Here is a 19730-nt window from a genome sequence, read left to right as displayed (position 1 = left end):
GCGTGCTTCGCAAGCGGCCGCAGAACCGATACAGCCGGTCTAAATGCCTTAACGCTCGGTGGATGCGATCAGCGTGACGGGAATGTCGGTGCATCCCATGCTGCTCGACAGTTCGAGTTCTCGCCATTCGCCGTGAACCGATTTTGGGGAAATGAGCGGATCGAGCTGCCTGTCGGTGCGCAGCACATTGAAGGGCCACGACGGGCGCAGCAGACGCTCATGCACGAGGGAGCCGAGCCAGATCGGCGTAGGCGCCGTGCCGTCGCGACGCGCAACGGCATAGCCCGTGCGCCAGAAGCGCAGCACGTCGCGTTCGTCGGTGCGCGCGCGCTGACGGCTGAAAACGAGCGTCGAAGGTTCGCCGTCGTTGAGCTTGGGCAGCACGGGCAGATCCATCACGGGCACATCGGGCGATACGAGCGAGAACAGGCTGCGCGCATTGAAACGCGTGCCTTCGAGCCAACCTCTGCTGCGCAATTGCGCGACGATCTGTTGCCGGTCGGCCGTCCATTGCACGGTAATCGGCTCGCGCCGGTCGCCCTTCATATCGGAGCGATAGCAGGGAAACTGCTTCCACAGCGAATCCGTCCATTGCGCCTGCGTGACGACCACGGGCGGCCGCTGGCGTACCTGCGGCTCCGCGTCCGGCTGATGTCCCAAGGCGATCTGCAGGCCGACGCTCGCGCACAGCACGACCAGCAGAACGGCGGGCATGTACTCGCGCGAAGGCGGCGCTTCCGGATGCCGCCATACGGCCGTCAGCGCGACGACAGCGACCCACATGGCCGCGAATGCTGCGCCGCCCACGGCATCGGAGAATGCGAAGCGCCCGGAAGACAGGCCCGCGAATGCGACGGTGATCACGATCAGGCTCGCGAGCGCAGTGACGGCGATACCCGTCACCAGGCCGACGCGGCGCGCCACGACGAACGCGAGAAAGCCATACACCGTGACGCTCGCGGCGACGTGATTGCTGGGAAAGGCATAGAGGTCGGATGGCGCGGCGGCGGGCGGCGCGTGCGGCACGATCGCCTGGATCGCGAAGATCAGCACCTGCGAGAAGATCACTGCGATGAGCCAATAGATAAGCATGCGCCAGCGTTTCTCGAAGGCGATCATGATGGTCGACGCAATGACCAGCGCGGCGAGCGTCGGAATGCTGCCGAGCGTCGAGGCGCGCGCAAGCGCTTCGCCGATCCACGGCGCCTGTGCGGATTGCAGGAAGCGATAGAACGACATGTCGACCTGAACGAGCGGATCGCCCGACACGACGTCCTGCATGACGCCAAAGAAAATCCCCGCGCACACCAGCACGAAAACCGAAATGCCGACCAGCAGGCCGATAGCTGCGCGCTCGGGATCGACGATCCGATAGACCATCTTTCCATACGGCGCTTCGTGATCGCGCGCCCACTTCACGAGACCGCTGCGCGACGCACCGGCCCATGCGCGTGCGTGCGAGACGACTACGCGCATCACCCAGAAGCACAGCCATACGATTGCCGCGACGATCGCCAGTGCCGCGACGAGACGGAAGGACACCGCGCCCGCCAACTGGATCGATGCGCCGAATACGACGCCGGGAAGAATATGCGCGGGCGCCCACAGCAACGCGGACAGCACGTTCATTGCGTAGAAACGTATGGGCGGCATTTCGAGCATGCCCGCGACGACCGGGACGATCGCGCGCAGCGGCGCGGCGAAGCGCGCAAACACGACGCTCTTCGCGCCATGCTTGTCGAAATACTTCTGGCCGCTTTCGAGCAGCCCCGGATGCGTGCTGAACGGCCAGAGCCTGCTGATTTTGTCTTTATAACGACGGCCGAACCAGTAGCTCATGCCGTCGCCCGCCACGGCGCCCACAATCGCGCTCGCAAAGAGCCAGCCTAGATTTAACGTGCCCGTGCCGACCAGCGCGCCTGCGATGAACATTGCCGTGCTGCCCGGCACGAAGGTGCCGATGATCGCAACGGCTTCGAGAAACGCAGCAAGAAAAACCACGACCAGCGTCCACGCAGTGTGGCCTCCAAGCAGGTGCAGCAGCTGGACGTACGCGTGCTCCATCAATATCTCCAAATGTCGAAGCGGCCATCAAAGAGCACGGCGACGCGCATGCGAGCCCAAAGGAAAGGGACGCTGAAAGTTTATCAGTGTCCTCCTGTTGGGCGCAGGCGTGCGGCCATGCAGCAATTGGCAGTCGAAGGAATTAACGTTTGAGAGCGGGCCATTATTCTCGCGACATGCAATGCAATGGCAAAAAGCCGCTTCAGCAATTGCGTGTGACGAGCCTTATGCGAGGCTTAAGAGAAATGGCGTATCGATGGGCAACGGTTTTCTTACTCAAGCTTTAAAACGATAGCGCTTCTAAGCAATTCCGTGGCATAGTCCGCGTATGTAATTCAAAGGGAGGCAATAATGGCTACATTGGAAATCATCCAGGCACGTATAAAGAAACTGCAGACGCAGGCTGAAACGCTCCTGGCTAAACGCGCGCAAGGTGCGTTGGACCAGATCCGGGAACTGATGATCAAGCACGGTCTCACAACGGAAGATATCGAGCGTCGCGCAAAAGCACGGCGCGAACGCGAGCGCAAAGTGCGTCTTGGCGTCAGCAGCGGCAAGGTCGGAATCGCATCGGCGGTGAAAGGCAAATTGCCGCCCAAGTATCGCGATCCTAAGACGGGTGCAACGTGGAGCGGTCACGCTCGACCGCCGGCATGGATCAAGGATGTGAAAGACCGTAGCAAGTTTCTGATCGATGCAGCCGCGGCTGCAGCAGAACCTGCGGTGACTGCAAAGGCAGCGACTAAGAAAACGGCGGCGAAGAAAGCCGTCGCGAAGAAAGCTGTAACGGCGAAGTCGGCGGGTCGCAAGGTTGCGAAAAAGGCATCGGCAGGCGCAAAAGCTGCTGTAAAGAAAGCTGCTGTAAAGAAAGTCGCTGCGAAGAAAGCCGCCGGCAAGAAGACAGCCGCTAAGAAGGTTGCTGCGAAGTCTGCCGCGCCGACTGCCGGCAAGCGCGTAATTGCGAATAAAGCTGCCGCAAAGAAAACCAGCGCAAGCAAGGCGCCGGCGAAAAAGGCAGCTGCAAAGAAGGCACCCGTGAAAAGCGTTGCGCCCGTGGCCGAAACGCCCATAACGGTGCAGACGCCTACGCCATCGACGGGCGAGGCTTGATCCGCTTCGAAGCGGCTTTTATGTAATTCCGGTTCGGCGGCATCCTGCCGGACCGTTCCCACGCGCGGCGCTCAGGTTGCCGCGCCATTCACTCGCAGCCGGTGCAATGCCGGCTCGCGCAAAGGCGGATTTGCTGCCTCGGCGCTCGCTTCGCGCTTCCTTAAAAGACGCATTTCCACATATCCGCTGCATCCTCTGGCGATTCGTGCGCGTGCCCGTCATATCGCCCTACAAACATGAGTTTTATGAATGTTTGGCGGTCGAAATACTCGCTTGCGCGTCATAAGGCCGCAGAGAAGAATCCGGGTCATGCGCCGGCTGCATGTTTCGCATCGCTCTGACTTGCCGCCGGTAATGTGCTTCGCGCACGCGTCACCAGGTAAAACACCATGCGACTCGACCGGAATTTCGTTGGCGGCCAGTTCGTCGAACCCGCAACGGACGAACTCATCTCCGTCTATAACCCCGCTACCGAGGCGCAGATCGCCCAGGTATCGGGCGCGTCCCGCGAAGAGGCCGTAGCAGCAGTCGCTGCCGCCGCCGCCGCGCAAAAGAGCTGGCGCAAGCTGCCTGCGGTGGAGCGCGCAACGTATCTGCACAAGCTCGCCGACGCATTGACCGACTGCGCGCCCGCCATCGGCGCGGCGCTCGCGCTGGAGTCCGGCAAGAGCGTCGCCGACGCGACCAACGAAGCCATCTACGCCGGCCAGATCACGCGCTATCACGCCGAGTGGGCGCGCCGTATCGAAGGCGAAGTGATTCCCAGCGACACGCCCGACGAGAACCTCGTAATGCATCGCGAGCCGATCGGCGTCGTCGCGTGCCTGATCCCGTTCAACTACCCCGTCTATACGTTCATGCGCAAAATCGCGCCGGCGTTGATCGCGGGTAATACGGTGGTGGTGCGGCCGAGCAATAACACGCCCACTTCCGCATTCGAAATCGCCAAGGCCGTGATTCGCGCCGAATTGCCGGCGGGCGTCGTCAACATTCTCGCGATGAGCCACGCGACGGCCGAAGCCGTCTGCACGCATCCCGCTGTCGGCATGATTACGCTGACGGGCAGCGTCGGCGCCGGTCGCAAGGTGCTCGACTATTGCAAAGAGAATATTGCGAAGCCGTCGCTCGAACTGGGCGGCAAGACGCCTGCCATCATCGAGCCGGATGCAGATCTGGAAAAGGCCGCGCGTGAACTCGTCGGCTCGAAGACGACGCACTGCGGCCAGCTGTGCACGGCAATCGAGCGCGTCTACGTCCACGAGAGCGTGCACGACCAGTTCGTCGCGTTGCTGAAAAAGCACATGAGCGCAGTGAAGAGCGGCGACCGCAGCACGGATGCTTCGTTGATGGGCCCGCTCGTCAACGAAGCCTCGCGCCAGTCGATTCACGCGATGGTTCAGTGCGCGGTGGCCGATGGCGCAACGCTCGAAACGGGCGGCGCGATTCCCGAAGGCAAGGGCTTCTTCTATCCGGCCACGTTGCTGACGAACTGCCGTCAGGACATGGAGATCATCCAGGAAGAAACGTTCGGCCCGATCATGCCCGTCGTGCGCTACAGCACGCTCGACGAAGCGCTGCAGATGGCCAACGACCACCAGTTCGGTCTGTCGTCGGTGCTCTACACCGAGAACTACCGCACGACGATGAAAGTCGCGAACAACATCGAAGCGGGCGAACTCTACGTGAACCGCACGCCTGCCGACCCGTATCAGGGCTTTCACGCAGGCTGGAAACGCTCGGGTCTCGGCGGCGACGACGGCAAGCACGGCATGCTCGAATTCACGCAGACGCGTCTGGTCGTCATGAAGTACTGATCCTGTCAGGGCGCATTCCGCGTGCGAAAAGCAACGTGGGATGTGCTCTCTTTTCTTAACCATAAAAAGCACACGCTGCATTCATAACAAAGTACTGGAGACACGATGGCCACGGCGCATGCTGTGCTCCTCGCGCGTCTCTTAGGAGCATTTCAGTGGCAAGCCAACCTCTTCAAACGGACGCTTCGGCGCGCCGTTCCGCCAGCGCAACCGACCAATCCGCTAACAAGGCACAGCGCTATATGCAGCTGTTGCTGCTCGTCATTGCAGCCGGCGCGATTTATCCGATTCTCTATCTGCGCCAGGTCTATCAGCCGACGATGCTGGAAGTTTTCCACATCAGCGAAAGTCAGCTCGGCTATCTGTATTCGATGCTCGGCACGATCTTTCTGCTGAGCTACCTGCCGAGCGGCTGGCTCGCGGACCGCATCGCGCCGCGCCTGCTGATCAGCTTCTCGCTCGTCGCGACTGGCCTGCTCGGCCTGGTGTATTCGACGGCGCCGTCGTTCAATCTGCTGCTGATGATCTTTGGCGGCTGGGGCCTGTCGACGGGGCTGACGTTCTGGGCGGCCGTCATCAAGCGCGTGTCGATGATCGCGGGCGCTGACGAACAGGGCCGCTTCTTCGGCTTTCTCGACGGCGGGCGCGGGTTGATCGAAGCCATGCTCGCGACGATCGCCATCACGCTGTTCGCATGGCTCACGCAGACGAAGGGCGAACCGGCCGCTGTCGGCTTCAAGGTCGTGGTGTATATGTACGCGTTCCTGTGCATTGGCCTCGGCGTAGTGCTCGCACTGGTGAAAGATCCGTCGTCGAAAGCGGAGCAATCGAGCCGCGCGCAAGCGGCCAAACGCAGCAACGTGATCGCCGATCTGATCACGCTCGCGAAGATTCCCGAACTGTGGCTCGTCGCGGCGATCGTGTTCTGCGGCTATCAGGTGTTCTGGGCGACCTACAGCTTCTCTGCGTATCTGCATGAAGGCGAGATTGGCTTGTCGGTGGTGATGGCGGGCACGATCACGACGCTCAAGCTGTGGATGCGTCCCATCGGCGGCATTGGCGGCGGCTTTCTCGGCGACCGCTTTTCGAAAGTGACCGTGCTGATCATCGCGCTCTTTCTCGCGTCGCTTTCGCTGGTCGGCCTGATCGCCGCGCCGCAGATCAGCAGCCATGTGTTGCTGGTGTTTCTCGTGCTCTTCATCGGCGTGCTGACGTATGCGATTCGCGGCTTGTACTGGTCGCTGCTCGATCGCTGCAATGTGCCCGTCGAAACCATGGGCCTCGCGATTGGCCTGATTTCGGTACTCGGCTATTCGCCCGATGTTTTCCTGCCGCTCATCAACGGATATCTGACCCAGAACTATCCGGGGGTGCATGGCTATCAAATGTACTTCGGCTACGTGGCCGCCGTGTCCGCCGTCGGCGGTTTCGCGGGCCTCGTGCTGCGCAATATGCTTAACAGGAAGGAAGCGTAAATGAAAGTCGTCTCGCTCGAAACGCATATCGTCGCCGTGCCGCCGCCGCATATCGGCGGCATGTACTGGATCTTCGTCAAGCTGAAGACGGATTGCGGCATTGAAGGCGTCGGCGAAATCTATTCGGCCACGTTTCATCCGAATGCGATGGCGCCCATCATCGACGACGTGTTCTCGCGCTATCTGCTCGACAAGGACCCGCACCACGTCGAACGTCTGTGGCGCGAAGCGTATTCGAGCGGCTTCACGCAGCGCCCCGATCTGACGATGATGGGCGTCGTGAGCGGCCTCGAAATGGCGTGCTGGGACATCATCGGCAAGGCGGCGAACAAGCCCGTGTACGAGCTGCTCGGCGGCCGCGTGCATGAGCGCCTGCGTTCGTACACGTATCTGTATCCGAAGAACCGCCGCGGCGAATACGATTACGACGATCCCGATCTCGCGGCCGAATGCGCGGCGGAAAACGTCAAGCGCGGCTTTACGGCAGTGAAGTTCGATCCTGCTGGCCCTTATACGGCTTACTCGGGTCATCATCTGTCGCTCGAAGTGATGGACCGCTGCGAAACCTTTTGCCGCAAGGTGCGTGAAGCCGTGGGCAGCAAGGCCGATTTGCTGTTCGGTACGCATGGGCAAATGGTGCCGGCGTCGGCGATCCGTCTTGCGAAGCGCCTCGAAAAATACGACCCGCTGTGGTTCGAAGAACCTGTGCCGCCGGGACAGCATGACGCAATGGCCGAAGTTGCACGGCACACGAGCATTCCGATTTCGGCCGGCGAACGCCTCACCACGAAGTACGAGTTCCACAAGCTGCTGGAAGCGGGCGGCGCGTCGATCCTGCAACTGAACGTAGCGCGCGTCGGCGGCCTGCTCGAAGCGAAGAAAGTCGCGACGCTCGCCGAGGTGTATTACGCGCAGATCGCGCCGCACCTCTACAACGGTCCGGTCGGCGCCGCCGCGAGCATTCAGCTTGCAACGTGCACGCCGAACTTCCTGATTCAGGAAAGCATCGGCACGTGGGGCGGTTTCCATGCCGAGGTGCTGAAGTCGCCGATTCGCTGGGAAGACGGCTACATCATTCCGTCGACGGAACCGGGCCTCGGCGTCGAGCTGAACATGGAAGTCGTCAATCAGCACACGCCGTATAAGGGCGAGCGCCTGCATCTGCAGATGGCGTCGAAGCCCGCCGACGTGAAGGATCTCGCGCCCGCCAAAGGCTGAGTGCGCGAACAGGCCTAACGTATTCCACGTATTGGACGCCTGCGGGCGAATAGAACATGAATTACGACTACATCATCGTCGGAGCGGGATCTGCGGGCTGCATTCTCGCCAACCGTCTGTCGGCATCGGGCCAGTACTCGGTGCTGCTGCTCGAGGCGGGGCGCGCCGACGATTCGTTCTGGTTCAAGATTCCAGTCGGTTTCACGAAGACGTACTACAACGAAACCTACAACTGGATGTACTACAGCGAGCCGGAGAAGGAACTCGACAACCGCTCGCTGTATTGCCCGCGCGGCAAGGTGCAAGGCGGCTCCGGTTCGATCAACGCAATGATTTACGTGCGTGGCCAGGCGCAGGATTACGACGACTGGGCGGAAGCGGGCAACAAGGGCTGGTCGTATCGCGACGTGCTGCCGTATTTCCGCAAGCTCGAATCGCATCCGCTCGGCAACACCGAGTATCACGGCGCGAATGGCCCGATCGGCATTTCGCCGATGAAGGATGATGCGCACCCCATTTGTCACGTGTTCATCAAGGGCTGCGAGCAGGCGGGCTACAAGCGCACTGACGACTTCAATGGTGCGCAATTCGAAGGCGCGGGCATTTACGACGTGAACACGCGCAATGGCCAGCGTTCGTCGAGTAGCTTCGAGTACCTGCACCCGGTGCTCAATCGCAAGAACCTGACGGTCGAGCGTGAAGTGCTCGTCACGCAGGTGCTGTTCGACGCGAACCGGCGCGCGACGGGCGTCGTCGTCAAGCAGAACGGCAGTGCGCGTCATTTCACCGCGAAGCGGGAAGTGATTCTTTCGGCGGGCGCCGTCGATACGCCCAAGCTGCTGCAACTGTCGGGTGTCGGCGATAGCGCGCTGCTTGCAGAACATCGCGTTCCCCTCGTGCATCATCTGCCCGCTGTCGGCCAGAACCTGCAGGATCATCTTTGCGTGAGCTTCTACTACCGCTCGAACGTGAAGACGCTGAACGACGAAATGCGCCCGTTGCTGGGCAAGCTCAAGCTCGGCTTGCAATACCTGCTGACGCGCAAAGGCCCGCTTGCGATGAGCGTGAATCAGGCTGGTGGCTTCTTCAGAAGCAGCGAGAAAGAGGCATTGCCGAATCTGCAGCTCTATTTCAATCCGCTGTCGTACCGCATTCCGAAGAGCAACAAGGCGAGCCTCGAACCGGAACCGTATTCGGGCTTTCTGCTGTGCTTCAATCCGTGCCGCCCGAGTAGCCGCGGCTCGATCCAGATCGCGTCCGATCGCGCGGAAGTTGCCGCGAAGATTCGCATCAACGCGCTGACGACGCAAAAGGATATCGACGAAGCGATTGAAGGCTGCGAGCTGGTGCGCAAGATCATGTCGACGGCGGCGCTCAAGGACATCACTGTCGAAGAGATTTCGCCTGGCCCGCAGGTGAGCGATCGCGACGCCTTCCTGCAGTACTTCCGCGAGCAGTCGGGTTCGATCTATCACCTGTGCGGTTCATGCGCGATGGGGCCGGACGACGGCAACTCGGTCGTGGACGAGCGTCTGCGCGTGCATGGCATGTCAGGCTTGCGGATCGTCGATGCGTCGATCTTCCCGAACATCACGTCAGGCAATATCAACGCGCCGACGATGATGGTCGCGGAGAAGGGCGCAGAGATGATTCTCGAAGACGCGCTGGCAGCGGCAGGTTCGCAAGCGAAGGAATCGGCGAAGGCGTTTGCTGCGGCGCATTGATCGCCGACAAGTTGTAAGTCTGCCAGGGCGGCTGCGTGCACGGAATACTTCTCCGGCAAGCGGCCGCTTTCTTTTGTTTCGCTCAGACGTTTTCGGGGAAAACCGCGCGGCCTTGCGTCATGTCGCGCAAGGCTTCGCGTGCGGCGTCGATGGCCGTGACGGGCATGCGGATCGTCAGTTGCACGTTCATGTCGTACGCACTCGCTTCGAGCGCATAGTTTTCCTGTTCGATCCAGCGTCGCACGCGGGCTTCGTCGGGATAGCCGATTTCGACCTGCAAGGACGCAAGCGCGATCCGCTCGACGCGCGGCGCGTCCTGCAGCGCGGTGGCGATCGCGTCGGTATAGGCGCGCACGAGGCCGCCCGCGCCGAGCTTCACGCCGCCGTAATAGCGCACGACAGCGGCTAGCACACCGTCGAGATCGTGATGACGCAGCACTTCGAGTATCGGGCGTCCCGCCGTGCCCGACGGCTCGCCGTCGTCGGACATGCCCGACTGCCCGCCCGCCAGCAGCGCCCAGCAGACATGCGTGGCCGTGGGATGTGCTTCGCGCAGGCGGCGCAGTTCTTCCATTGCGGCGTCGCGGTCGGCGACGGGAATCGCGTAGGCGATGAAGCGGCTTTTGCGGATGTCGAGTTCCGCCTGCAGCGCTGAGGGGAGAGTGAAGGTCGGCAAGGCGGCAGGCGTCGGTTGGTTCGGGTGCGGTCAGGGTCCCTATCTTAGCGGATGTGCCTGAGCGGTCAGGTTGCCGCTATTTTGACGCATCCGGAAAGAGTCTCTTGTTGACTTGTGTGATGACGCGCTCGCCGCGCGAGCCGATAATGCAACGCATGGCGGATCTAGCTCTGGCTGGGGCGATGCCGGACTCCTCATCCGGCGCGATCCGTCTCCCTTATCCCGGATTCAGCGCCCGGAAACTTGCTGAATCCCTTGCTGCGTAAGACTGCTACCCGACTGCACGCACAAACTGGCGTATCAGTGAGCTTCTGGTCGGCGCGGAATATGTGTACACAAAGGGAACCTCAAATGAGTGCTGCCTCTGGCAAACGCTAACGTTCCCCATGCCGGCAAGTCGATTACGGCATGCCCTTCCCGCGACCACTTGCCTGCCTCCCGGTCAAGCCAAACAATCGCGTAGGCGGAATCTTGACAATCGAACGTGTCGAGATGAACGGTGATTCTCATCGCTGCCTCCGTGAGTGAATAGCAGTGTCATTTCAAGTTGGCCAACCGTTACTGCGTCATCACCCATTGAATCAGCTTATGAGCGTCCTCCGCGGATATGGGCCCGCCGCGTTCCGGGGGCATCGGCATGGGGGTGTCACCCCAATGCGCGCGTCCCCCTTTTCTGAGTTTGATCTCGAGCATCGCTGTTGCGTTCGGTACGTTGCGGTATCGATCTGCAATCTGACGAAACGATGGTGCAAGAAAGGGGGCATCTGACGTATGACAGAACATGCAGTGCTGCTGGTCGACCAGTTCGGTCGGTTCATTGGGCTGAGCACGGGCCGAACTCATTCCTGCGAGGAACACGATCGACGCGAAGACGAGGATTTTGGTTAGGCGAGCATGGATCACGGCAACGTCTCCTTCGATTCAACTGCGATTGGTCTTGTATGGTCACCGATGTGAGGCCGTCAGCGTCAGTCGACGACGTCCGACAAAGGCCGCCTCGGCGAATGATTCACGTAGGGGCCGCGGCCGACGCGTAGCAGCAATTGAGGCATGGCTTCGACTTTCAGCATGGTTTTGAGCTGATCGCGCAGCGTGCCGACTTCGATCGGCTGATTCAGATACGACGCAGTGAATCCTTCGGAAGCCGCGACAAGCAACATTCGTTGGAGCGCCTGCCCTGCAGCCAGCCATGCCTCCCGGTCGTCGCGTATCGTCGCAATTCCCACGAGAAGGGGCGAACCTTCGACGAGTCGTTGATGTGTGGCAGGTGTACCGGCGCCGACATCAAACACACGGACCACCGATGTGACCAGCGGCGCCGCGAGATCGAGCAGCCCAGCAACTGCCGCCCCGTATGCCGGCATGCCGTCACCGAGCCGACGCGGATGAATCCAGCTTGCGAGTTCACGGCGAAAGCGTGGGTCGGCGAACTGGATGCGGTCGGCCTCCGCGATCAAATCTGCGATGGCCTGACGGGACGATCGCTCATCTACGCAAATTGCGATCGCACCTTCTATATCACACGCGTCGGAGACCTCTTTCTTGAAGGATTCGGCAATGAGCTCGCTGGCGAAGGGCGCGCGAGTCGTCACGCGCCTTGTCACGGCACTGAAAAGATCCGCCAAGGCTGGGTCGCGGTGACCGTCGGGCGTCACCTTCAGTCGAGCGACAATGTCAGGATCAAAGTCCGATGGGAAAAGAGTGATCGAATACGCTACTCCGAAATGGCTCAGCGCTACGCGTAGATTGAGTAGTGCGGCGCCACAGCTGATGAGCATCTCGCGATCGAATGGATCAACAACCGGCAATGCACGCGTGCGATCAGCACAGAGTTGCACGGTATCCCCGTCGACGATGAATCGCCAGGGTTGCGCGTTGTGATTCGACGGCGCAAGTACCGCATACTGCAACGCGAACCGGAGTTGTCGCTCCAGTGATGTCGAAGCGCTGAATAGCTGCTCGTCGAGCTCCCACGCTGATGGTGACACTGGCGTGCTCATAGGAACCTTCCTTTATTCCATATGGAACTGTTCATCCATCGTGGCACGCGACATTGCGGAGTGCTTGAGGCAAGTCAAGCTTGTCGCGGACAGTTGAGATCGAATCGGCACGTGGTATAGATGATTGAAGTGATCCATCCGGTGGAGCGTGGAGGGAGTATGCGAGCAATGCGTGCAGCCATTCGGCGCGTTTCCATCGAAGGGGCCAATCCGTTCAGCATGAGCGCGTGAGATGCGAGGGAGCGTTGACCTGAGTCAATCACAAAGAAATGAAGCGGGCCACACTTTCATCTGGCATCTGTCATCGCCTTTGCCAGGCGGCGACAAGTCCAGACGGAGGTTGACCATGTATGAACGAATCGTCGTCGCGCTCGATGACAGCGCGTGCGCGCAGCGTGCGCTCGGAGAGGCCGTGCGGCTGGCCAAAGAGTCGGGTGGGGTAGTGGAAGTACTGTCCGTTGTGGATCGAGGCAAGTGGCCGGTAGAAGGCGATTCGGGATACGGGCTCGACCCTGAGGTGCGCATCGCCGCGAGCGTTGCCAGCCACGTCTTCGAAGCCGCGCAGAAACTCCTGCAGGAAGCAGGCGTGCGCGGGACGGTGCGGGCAATCGACGCATATGGCGAAAACGTTCCCACAGTACTGGCGCGGGCCGCCGACGAGTGTGACGCAGACGTCATCGTCATTGGCACGCATGGAAGGCGTGGCACGCGGCGGTTTTTTCTCGGCAGTGTCGCTGAGTCGCTCGTGCGTTCAACACAGAAGCCGGTGCTGATCGTGCGGCACGATTCCAATCACCTTGCGTGATCTCTGTCGGGCCACGCTTGCGCACGAGTGCAAGGGCCGCCTGACTTCAGTCTGCTTCCTACGCAAACAGACCAGCGCGGCAGATGCCCCGGGCGTGGGCCTGTCACCGCCGCGCTCCCTGTCCATTTAGTGCGACATCAGCACGGGTACGGTCATCGATTCGAGCATCGTCCGGGTGACCCTGCCGAACACCCGTTCTCGCGCTCGGGAATGCCCATACGCACCCATGACGAGCAGATCGAAGTGCCCGTCCGACGCCCGATTGAGCAGGGTTGATCCCGTCCCGGCGCCGAAATGACCGGGGGCCGCCGAGAACGAGGCATTGACGCCATGCATATCAAGCCAGGCCGCGACGTCGATTCCGATGGGGGCATCCGCATGCGGCTCAGTTCGGCGCTCGATGTCGACCGACACGTAGCGCGCAGCCTTGAGTAGTGGAAGCGCGTCCGCTACGGCGCGCGCCGCTTCGCGGCTGCCGTCCCAGGCGATCAGGATATTTTCTCCCGGCGATTTCACGGTGCCGGCATGAGGAATGACCAAGGCGGGGCGGCCCGCATCGAGGACCAGGCTGCCGACGAAATTTGGGGCTACGTACGCAGCGGCGTCCTGTGGATCGTCCTGACCGAGTATTAGCAGATCTGCGTGGCGAGCATGGAGCGTGGCCACCTTCAATGCAGGTCCGCGCGGCGCCCGCCATTCGGCACTGCGGTGGCCCGCGCGCTCCGCGGCGGCGAGAAACGCGTCGTGCGCAGTTTGCTGGCGCTGGGCCTGCTGCGCGACGAGTTGTGCGAACGGGGCGCTATCGTCCCGCCGGAACGGCGGCCTGAACAGATCACTGGAGACAACATACAATCCGATCAGGTGAGCATCCCAGCGCCGCGCGAGATCGAGCGACAGTGCAATCCGGGCGTGGCTGCGAAGGCTATCGTCGATATGGACGAGCAGGGTCTTGTAGCTCATGTCAGTGCCTTTTCATCGGAAGCGGAGGCTGTGGATCCGGCGGGCATGTCAGCCGCCTGCGCTGGAATCATCAGGACCGGGCAGGACGCGCTTCGTAACACGCGTTCGGCGACACTTCCCAGCACGAGACGCCGGAACCCACGTCGACCGTGCGTGCCCATGACGATCAGATCGGCATGCCATTCGGTGGCCATCGCGTTGATGCGATGTGCGACGTCCTCGCCGGGCGGCGAAACTTCGACCACACGCGGCGTGCCCGTTACTCTCCGCTTCTCGAGGCGGGTCTTTGCATCGGACGTAATCCGCTTGCCTTCTTCCCCGAAGGCGTCCCGGATGATGGATGGATCGAATCCGGGTGCGTCGTAGGCGATCACGGGCACGTCGATCACATACAGCGGCAAGAGCTGTGCGCCGTGTTCGGCAGCGAGCTTCAATGCTGTGTCGAGCGCGCGCGAAGCCGTGTCGCTACCGTCGAGCGCAATGAGTATCCGGTTATACATCGTGTCTCTCCCCAGGCTAATGCGAAAACAGAACGGGGACCGTCATCGACCGGAGGATCGTACGCGTGGCGCCGCCCATCACCAGTTCGCGCAGACGGGTATGCGCGTAAGCGCCCATCACGATCATGTCGCAGCCAAGAGCGGACGTCTGAGACAACAGCACGTCGCCGACAGGCGTGTTGCGTTCAATGGTGACTTCACGAACCTCCACCTTCACGTCATGACGTGCCAGCGTCAGCGCTATGTCGGCGCCAGGCATGCGTACGCTATCCGGCGCATCCTGTTCCGCGTTGACCGTTAGTACCGTGACCTTCGCCGCGTGCGAGAGGAAAGGCAGCGCATCGTGAATCGCGCGCGTCGCTTCGCGGCTTCCGTCCCATGCGATCAGCACGTGCTTGCCGCATTCTGTGAACGAGCCACTTGATGGCAACACCAGCACAGGACGCCCCGCCGCCATCACCAGATTCTCGACGAACTGTTCTGCGATGAATGAATCGGGATCCTTCAGATCGATCTGGCCCGCGACGATCAGGTCAGCCAGGCGTGCATACGGCGGTATGACATCGTTCGCGTAGCCGGTGATCGCGATCCACTGTCCGTCCACTTTGGCACGTGCGAGCGCTGCGTGAAAGACACGCTTAAGGTCGGCGCACCGCTCCTGTCGTTGCTGCTCGTGCTCGATGTAGTAACTGGCCGTGCCGCCCATGACGAAAAGCTCATGCTTGTCCGGGGTGTATGTGGACAGGACGCCCGTCAGTTTCGCGTGGAAGCGCTGCGCGAGCTGCAACGCCAGTTCGAGACGCGACTGCGCATGCGTGCCCGTATCCAGGTGAACGAGGATGCTTTGGTAGCTCATCGCCATGGCTCCAGATGGTGGAACGGAGGAGCGGGCGCATACCCGCAGTGCAATGGAGTCTATGAGGTGAGCCGCCGCGACGGTTGATTCAGATCAACGCTCCGGATGTCGGACGGCGGCTTGATGCAGGTCAATCCATACGGGTGACGCGCGATTAGATTGTGTAGGGAAGCATTTGCGAATCACCGCCTACGGAGCATTGATCATGAAGCGTGAACCCGATGCCGTTGCGCCGTTTGAACTTTGCCGTACTGAACTGGCAGCACCTTTACACGTGACCCGGGTCGCCGAAGACTGGTGTCGAGATCTCAACGCATTGGAAAGCCGGGTGATTGCGCGCGATCGCGACGCCCTGTGCCGTGTCGAAGCAGCGCTCTCACAGTCGGGCGACTGGTACGGACTGGTCAACACGATCCAGTCAGCGACACGGAACTACGCGAACGAAAGTCTCTCGATATGGGGAGATGCCTGTATGCAGACGGCGCGGCGTCAAGCGGAACTCATGGAGGCTTTCACGTCTGCTTCCAGCGCATGGCGTGCGCTCTGCTTTGCCCCGCTGCAAAAACTGCCAGGTATCGACGCGCCGATGGGAAGCTTTAGCGCGTGGCTGCGCGCATGTCAGGACGCAATCGTGCACGGCGTCGAGTCGGCGCACGATGAGTGTGTCGCTCATTCGCCTGCCGGTCAGGCCACTGGTACGGGAGGTTGACATGAAAGCTGAACGTGTGGCTTTTGTTACGGGCGGCATGGGCGGCCTTGGGGCGGCGATCAGCAGGACACTCCATGACGCGGGCATCACGGTGGCGATGTCGCACTCGATACGCAACGATCACATTTCGACGTGGTTGGTGAAGGAGCGCGATTTGGGGCGCATTTTTCACGCGTACGAAGCCGATGTCACTGATTTCGACTCGTGCGAGCGGTGCGCGAAACGTGTGCTCGATGAACTGAAGAAGGTCGATATCCTGATCAACAACGCAGGCATCACTCGCGACGCGACGTTTGCCAATATGAGCAAAGCCGATTGGGACGCTGTGTTGCGCACCGATCTGGATGGTCTATTCAACATGACCAAGCCATTTCTGCTAGGCATGGTTGAGCGCGGGTACGGCCGTATCGTCAATATCGGTTCGGTGAATGGATCCCGCGGTGCGTTCGGACAGGCCAACTATTCGGCGGCAAAGTCCGGCGTGCATGGTTTCACGAAAGCCGTGGCGCTGGAAGTTGCGAAACACGGCGTGACGGTGAACACAGTGTCGCCGGGTTACCTCGCAACGGCAATGGTTCAGGCCCTGCCGCACGACATCATGGAAACGAAGATCTTGCCGCAGATCCCCGTCGGGCGGCTCGGACGCCCCGAAGAGGTGGCCGCGCTGATTGCATTTCTCTGCTCCGATGAAGCGGCCTTCATGACGGGCGCCAATCTGGCCATCAACGGCGGAATGCACATGGAGTGAATCCGGCGTCGCCGTTATCGCCGGATCACCGCCAACTCAGATGGAGAGTGACGTGTCCGAATCTCGCAGCACGATACTTGTGGTGTATTACTCACGCAGTGGCACGACGCGTCGAATCGCGGAGATGCTGCGGCAGAACTCGGCGCCGATATCGAAGCCGTCCGTGAGCAGGGCGCAAACGTGTCGCGTGCAGGTGCGCGCGGCTATCTGCGTTCACTGATCGACGCGTTGTGTCGGCGCCAGGTGAGGATCATGCCCGCGCTGCACGATCCGTCGCGTTACGAACTGGTCGTCATGGGCTCGCCCGTATGGGCGGGTCATGCTTCGGCGCCCGCGTTGGCATGGCTCACGGAGCATGGCGGACAGATCCGGCACCTTGCGCTGTTCTGCTGTCTGGGCGGCCGCGGTGCAAAGCCGGCATTGGAGCAGATGGCGGGCTCGGCGCACAAAACCGCTGTTGCAACGTGCTGGATCACCGCGCACGACGTGCGCCAGAGAGTCGATGGCGAACGGCGTCAGGGTTTCGCCCGAAAAATCAGGCACAAGCTGGCGACTCGACTGGAGGCGGAGTGGGGCGTGTGAAGGACGGCAAGGACGGCACGCATCGAGCCGTAACGGAACCGTAACGGACAGGCGTCGTTGAGTCATTGACTGCGCCGCCTGTCCTCGCGCGCTGGCGCGCTAGTCGAGCGTCACCACGACGCGCCCGTCGACGGTTCCCTCACGCAACCCCGCAAACACCGTATTAATGTTCTCGATCCGGTCGCGATGGATATGGGCGCGCACGCTGCCTTGCGCAGCGAAATCGAGCGACTCCTGCAGATCACGTCGCGTGCCGACGATCGATCCACGCACCGTGATGCCATTGAGCACAGTCGAGAAGATCGGCAATGGGAAGTCGCCGGGAGGCAGGCCATTCAACGCAACCGTTCCACCACGTCGCAACATGCCGAGTGCCTGGGCAAAAGCGCTGCGCGACACGGCCGTGACCAGCACGCCGTGTGCTCCCCCGATTTCCTTCTGGATCGCGGCCGCGGGGTCCGTCGTGTTCGCATTGATGGTGAGTTTCGCGCCCAGTTTGCGCGCGAGCGCCAGCTTCTCGTCGGAGATGTCTACGGCGACGACATGCAGGCCCATCGCGATTGCGTACTGCACGGCGACGTGACCAAGGCCGCCGATGCCTGATATTGCCAGCCACTGCCCCGGGCGCGTGTCTGTCACGCGGATGCCTTTATAGACGGTGACGCCGGCGCAAAGAATCGGCGCGATTTCGTCGAAAGCGACGTTGTCTGGCAGGTGTCCAACGTAGTTCGGATCGGCGAGCACGTATTCGGCATATCCGCCGTTGACCGAGTAGCCGGTGTTTTGCTGGTCATGACAAAGCGTTTCCCAGCCGCTCAGGCAATGCTCGCAGTGGCCGCAGGCGGTGTATAGCCACGGCACACCCACGCGGTCGCCTTCCTTCACGTTCCTGACGCCGTTGCCGACGGCGGTGACATATCCAACGCCTTCATGACCCGGAATGAAGGGCAAGGAAGGCTTGACGGGCCAATCTCCGTCCGCGGCATGCAGATCGGTATGGCACACGCCCGACGCCTTGATGTTGACCAGAATCTGGCCCGGCCCGACTTCGGGGACGGGGACTTCCTCAATGCTCAGTGGCGCACCGAACTGATGAACGACGGCTGCCTTCATGTGACGCGTCATAAGATGCTCCTTCGAGAAATCACTGCTGCAACATGGGCGGGGGCTCGACAGTAGCGTGTGGAGCCGGGGTGCTGCGCCAGGCGCGAGCCGTACGCCTTGCCCGCGCTATACACGCAGCGAACCGCGTAGTGCGCCGAAGTCCGTGCGGGGCTGACGGTGCACGGGCGAACCGTCGCGGACCGAGAACGTCGGTTTGTCTGCATCGGCATGAACGGCTTGCGCAAGGTTGAATGGAAAGCGGCGCAAGGACGCGTTGTAGCGTCGCGCCGTGCTGTCATAGCGATCGCGCGCTACCGCGATACGTCCTGCCGACGCCGCGAGACGCGTCTGCAGCAGAGCAAAGCGGGGCGTCGCGCTCAACCGGTGCACGGATTCGCACACGACCATCAGTTGCGACATCGCCTCCGTCAATTGACGTTGAGCGACATCGAAGCGTTCGAACGATGCAGGCGCATCGACAAACTCCGGTGTTGCATGCAGCGCGGTGACAGTCGAGCGGGCGTTGGCGACGTCCGCGAGCGCTGATGAACCCGGCGGCAGGTAAGGGCGCGCGAGCGCTGTCGCTTCGTCGGCCAGTGAAAGGCGTTCGTTATACACATCGAGGACCACCGAGAACGCCGCCTGCGCGTCGTCATCGCGTACATGCGGGCGTTCGATGCCGCAGCCCGCGAGCGCGCAGAACGCGAAGAGGAGAGGAATGAGCAGAATGGACTTCGTCATCGTGCATCGCTCGTGTGAGACCAGTCCTGTCGAGCGTAGATCGGCTGGCGCACCGTCCATTGATCCCCGTCAATCCGGCCTCGAATAGGACGGGTCACTGACGGCGTCCGAGGGATTCCGACACTCTTTGATCAGGATCAGTTTTGACACGCAGCAGGCCGTTATCTTGAAGGGGTTCATGAATTCGGGGCGGAGCCGATAACGTGTCGATCCAGTATAGTCAAACTGACGGACAGTCCGGGCAGGCTGTCGCGAGCGGCTGGGTGATCGTGGTACGCGGTGCCGTCATCGATGCCGATTTCACGGGGCAAATGCTGCCCGCCGTCGACACGGCCATGTTGGTATCGATTGAAGCCGGACGTCCGGTTCTCGTCGAAGTACAGGCGCACGTCAGCGATACCGTCGTGCGGGCACTTGCGTTGCATGCGACGGCGGGTATTGCGCGCGGCATGTCTGTGCATTCTACGGGCCGTCCCATGACGGTTCCCGTCGGCACGTGCGTGCCTGGCCGGCTTCTTGATGGCTACAAGCGACCATGTGGCGGCGAGACTCGAGACGCTCGTGCGGGAGTCGCGCATCGTGCGTCAGGATGAGATTACTTCCGAGATCGTCGAACTCGCTACGACAGCAGCACGGGCGCCATT

The 19730-nt window shown here is 61.4% G+C and carries 20 protein-coding genes; 10 read left to right on the top strand and 10 right to left on the bottom strand.

Annotated features, from left to right (window positions below; translation table 11 throughout):
- Positions 1-48 precede the first annotated feature (48 nt).
- Positions 49-2064: a VTT domain-containing protein gene (locus SB822_RS13075; protein WP_410854870.1), complete on the bottom strand. Its 2016-nt coding sequence runs from the start codon at positions 2062-2064 to the stop codon at positions 49-51.
- A 351-nt stretch (positions 2065-2415) separates the two neighbouring features.
- Here SB822_RS13075 and SB822_RS13070 point away from each other — a divergent pair, with 351 nt between their 5' ends.
- The 5 genes from SB822_RS13070 to SB822_RS13050 all read left to right on the top strand — a co-directional run bounded on the left by SB822_RS13070 (position 2416) and on the right by SB822_RS13050 (position 9405).
- On the top strand, positions 2416-3174 hold the full coding sequence (locus SB822_RS13070) for an H-NS histone family protein (protein ID WP_410854869.1): 759 nt from the start codon (positions 2416-2418) through the stop codon (positions 3172-3174).
- Positions 3175-3563: 389 nt separating this feature from the next.
- Complete coding sequence (gene aldA / locus SB822_RS13065; RefSeq protein ID WP_410854868.1) at positions 3564-4988, top strand: aldehyde dehydrogenase; 1425 nt, start codon at positions 3564-3566, stop codon at positions 4986-4988.
- A 155-nt stretch (positions 4989-5143) separates the two neighbouring features.
- Complete coding sequence (locus tag SB822_RS13060) at positions 5144-6463, top strand: MFS transporter (RefSeq protein WP_007587089.1); 1320 nt, start codon at positions 5144-5146, stop codon at positions 6461-6463.
- On the top strand, positions 6464-7681 hold the full coding sequence (locus SB822_RS13055) for a mandelate racemase/muconate lactonizing enzyme family protein (RefSeq protein ID WP_007587087.1): 1218 nt from the start codon (positions 6464-6466) through the stop codon (positions 7679-7681).
- A 56-nt stretch (positions 7682-7737) separates the two neighbouring features.
- A complete protein-coding gene (locus SB822_RS13050) occupies positions 7738-9405 on the top strand; it encodes a GMC family oxidoreductase (RefSeq protein WP_410854867.1) in 1668 nt (555 codons plus the stop codon).
- An 82-nt stretch (positions 9406-9487) separates the two neighbouring features.
- Here SB822_RS13050 and SB822_RS13045 read toward each other — a convergent pair whose 3' ends face one another.
- The 4 genes from SB822_RS13045 to SB822_RS13030 all read right to left on the bottom strand — a co-directional run bounded on the left by SB822_RS13045 (position 9488) and on the right by SB822_RS13030 (position 12081).
- Entirely contained in the window at positions 9488-10081 is a 594-nt protein-coding gene (locus SB822_RS13045) for an IMPACT family protein (protein ID WP_007738624.1), read from the bottom strand.
- A 300-nt stretch (positions 10082-10381) separates the two neighbouring features.
- On the bottom strand, positions 10382-10591 hold the full coding sequence (locus tag SB822_RS13040; protein WP_007738622.1) for a DUF3564 family protein: 210 nt from the start codon (positions 10589-10591) through the stop codon (positions 10382-10384).
- A gap of 48 nt (positions 10592-10639) precedes the next feature.
- A complete protein-coding gene (locus tag SB822_RS13035; RefSeq protein WP_407671843.1) occupies positions 10640-10924 on the bottom strand; it encodes a c-type cytochrome in 285 nt (94 codons plus the stop codon).
- A 125-nt stretch (positions 10925-11049) separates the two neighbouring features.
- Positions 11050-12081 (bottom strand): Acg family FMN-binding oxidoreductase, encoded by a 1032-nt coding sequence (locus SB822_RS13030; protein WP_007587083.1) that lies wholly within the window; start codon positions 12079-12081, stop codon positions 11050-11052.
- 346 nt (positions 12082-12427) lie between these two features.
- Here SB822_RS13030 and SB822_RS13025 point away from each other — a divergent pair, with 346 nt between their 5' ends.
- Positions 12428-12886 carry a universal stress protein gene (locus SB822_RS13025; RefSeq protein ID WP_007738619.1) on the top strand — a complete coding sequence of 153 codons (459 nt, stop codon included), beginning with the start codon at positions 12428-12430 and terminating at the stop codon, positions 12884-12886.
- Between the two features lie 126 nt (positions 12887-13012).
- On the opposite strand, the gene SB822_RS13020 is transcribed toward SB822_RS13025, so the two are convergent.
- From SB822_RS13020 to SB822_RS13010, 3 genes are read right to left on the bottom strand one after another with little or no spacing between them, the layout of a single operon-like run.
- A complete protein-coding gene (locus SB822_RS13020) occupies positions 13013-13846 on the bottom strand; it encodes a universal stress protein (RefSeq protein ID WP_410854866.1) in 834 nt (277 codons plus the stop codon).
- The gene (locus SB822_RS13015; protein ID WP_079500392.1) at positions 13843-14346 is read right to left on the bottom strand and encodes a universal stress protein; all 504 of its coding nucleotides are present in this window, start codon (positions 14344-14346) and stop codon (positions 13843-13845) included. The genes SB822_RS13020 and SB822_RS13015 overlap by 4 nt, the downstream gene beginning before the upstream one ends.
- A 16-nt stretch (positions 14347-14362) precedes the next feature.
- Positions 14363-15202 (bottom strand): universal stress protein, encoded by an 840-nt coding sequence (locus tag SB822_RS13010; RefSeq protein ID WP_039901239.1) that lies wholly within the window; start codon positions 15200-15202, stop codon positions 14363-14365.
- A gap of 175 nt (positions 15203-15377) precedes the next feature.
- On the opposite strand from SB822_RS13010, the gene SB822_RS13005 reads away from it, so the two are divergent.
- From SB822_RS13005 to SB822_RS12995, 3 genes are all read left to right on the top strand, one after another.
- Complete coding sequence (locus SB822_RS13005; protein ID WP_242681990.1) at positions 15378-15911, top strand: hypothetical protein; 534 nt, start codon at positions 15378-15380, stop codon at positions 15909-15911.
- Between the two features lies 1 nt (position 15912).
- On the top strand, positions 15913-16659 hold the full coding sequence (locus tag SB822_RS13000) for a beta-ketoacyl-ACP reductase (protein ID WP_410854865.1): 747 nt from the start codon (positions 15913-15915) through the stop codon (positions 16657-16659).
- Positions 16660-16839: 180 nt separating this feature from the next.
- Entirely contained in the window at positions 16840-17241 is a 402-nt protein-coding gene (locus SB822_RS12995) for a flavodoxin family protein (RefSeq protein ID WP_410854864.1), read from the top strand.
- A 99-nt stretch (positions 17242-17340) separates the two neighbouring features.
- On the opposite strand, the gene adhP is transcribed toward SB822_RS12995, so the two are convergent.
- Together adhP and SB822_RS12985 are read right to left on the bottom strand one after the other, a co-directional pair.
- The gene (gene adhP / locus SB822_RS12990; protein WP_007587074.1) at positions 17341-18366 is read right to left on the bottom strand and encodes an alcohol dehydrogenase AdhP; all 1026 of its coding nucleotides are present in this window, start codon (positions 18364-18366) and stop codon (positions 17341-17343) included.
- A gap of 105 nt (positions 18367-18471) precedes the next feature.
- The gene (locus SB822_RS12985; RefSeq protein ID WP_410854863.1) at positions 18472-19086 is read right to left on the bottom strand and encodes a LemA family protein; all 615 of its coding nucleotides are present in this window, start codon (positions 19084-19086) and stop codon (positions 18472-18474) included.
- A 203-nt stretch (positions 19087-19289) separates the two neighbouring features.
- Here SB822_RS12985 and SB822_RS12980 point away from each other — a divergent pair, with 203 nt between their 5' ends.
- The gene (locus SB822_RS12980) at positions 19290-19679 is read left to right on the top strand and encodes a hypothetical protein (RefSeq protein WP_410854862.1); all 390 of its coding nucleotides are present in this window, start codon (positions 19290-19292) and stop codon (positions 19677-19679) included.
- Positions 19680-19730: the final 51 nt, after the last annotated feature.

Source organism: Paraburkholderia sp. SIMBA_054 (assembly GCF_046534875.1).
GTDB lineage: Bacteria > Pseudomonadota > Gammaproteobacteria > Burkholderiales > Burkholderiaceae > Paraburkholderia > Paraburkholderia hospita.
The sequence above is the reverse complement of the archived record's forward strand: the minus strand, read 5'-3'. Positions and strand labels throughout refer to the sequence as shown.

What these genes read in the sequence shown, in the direction of transcription:
- SB822_RS13075 (WP_410854870.1), bottom strand. Translation starts at nt 2,064, where the DNA reads ATGGAGCACGCGTACGTCCAGCTGCTGCACCTGCTTGGAGGCCACACT.
- SB822_RS13070 (WP_410854869.1), top strand. Translation starts at nt 2,416, where the DNA reads ATGGCTACATTGGAAATCATCCAGGCACGTATAAAGAAACTGCAGACG.
- aldA (WP_410854868.1), top strand. Translation starts at nt 3,564, where the DNA reads ATGCGACTCGACCGGAATTTCGTTGGCGGCCAGTTCGTCGAACCCGCA.
- SB822_RS13055 (WP_007587087.1), top strand. Translation starts at nt 6,464, where the DNA reads ATGAAAGTCGTCTCGCTCGAAACGCATATCGTCGCCGTGCCGCCGCCG.
- SB822_RS13050 (WP_410854867.1), top strand. Translation starts at nt 7,738, where the DNA reads ATGAATTACGACTACATCATCGTCGGAGCGGGATCTGCGGGCTGCATT.
- SB822_RS13040 (WP_007738622.1), bottom strand. Translation starts at nt 10,591, where the DNA reads ATGAGAATCACCGTTCATCTCGACACGTTCGATTGTCAAGATTCCGCC.
- SB822_RS13035 (WP_407671843.1), bottom strand. Translation starts at nt 10,924, where the DNA reads ATGAGTTCGGCCCGTGCTCAGCCCAATGAACCGACCGAACTGGTCGAC.
- SB822_RS13030 (WP_007587083.1), bottom strand. Translation starts at nt 12,081, where the DNA reads ATGAGCACGCCAGTGTCACCATCAGCGTGGGAGCTCGACGAGCAGCTA.
- SB822_RS13025 (WP_007738619.1), top strand. Translation starts at nt 12,428, where the DNA reads ATGTATGAACGAATCGTCGTCGCGCTCGATGACAGCGCGTGCGCGCAG.
- SB822_RS13020 (WP_410854866.1), bottom strand. Translation starts at nt 13,846, where the DNA reads ATGAGCTACAAGACCCTGCTCGTCCATATCGACGATAGCCTTCGCAGC.
- SB822_RS13015 (WP_079500392.1), bottom strand. Translation starts at nt 14,346, where the DNA reads ATGTATAACCGGATACTCATTGCGCTCGACGGTAGCGACACGGCTTCG.
- SB822_RS13010 (WP_039901239.1), bottom strand. Translation starts at nt 15,202, where the DNA reads ATGAGCTACCAAAGCATCCTCGTTCACCTGGATACGGGCACGCATGCG.
- SB822_RS13000 (WP_410854865.1), top strand. Translation starts at nt 15,913, where the DNA reads ATGAAAGCTGAACGTGTGGCTTTTGTTACGGGCGGCATGGGCGGCCTT.
- adhP (WP_007587074.1), bottom strand. Translation starts at nt 18,366, where the DNA reads ATGACGCGTCACATGAAGGCAGCCGTCGTTCATCAGTTCGGTGCGCCA.
- SB822_RS12985 (WP_410854863.1), bottom strand. Translation starts at nt 19,086, where the DNA reads ATGACGAAGTCCATTCTGCTCATTCCTCTCCTCTTCGCGTTCTGCGCG.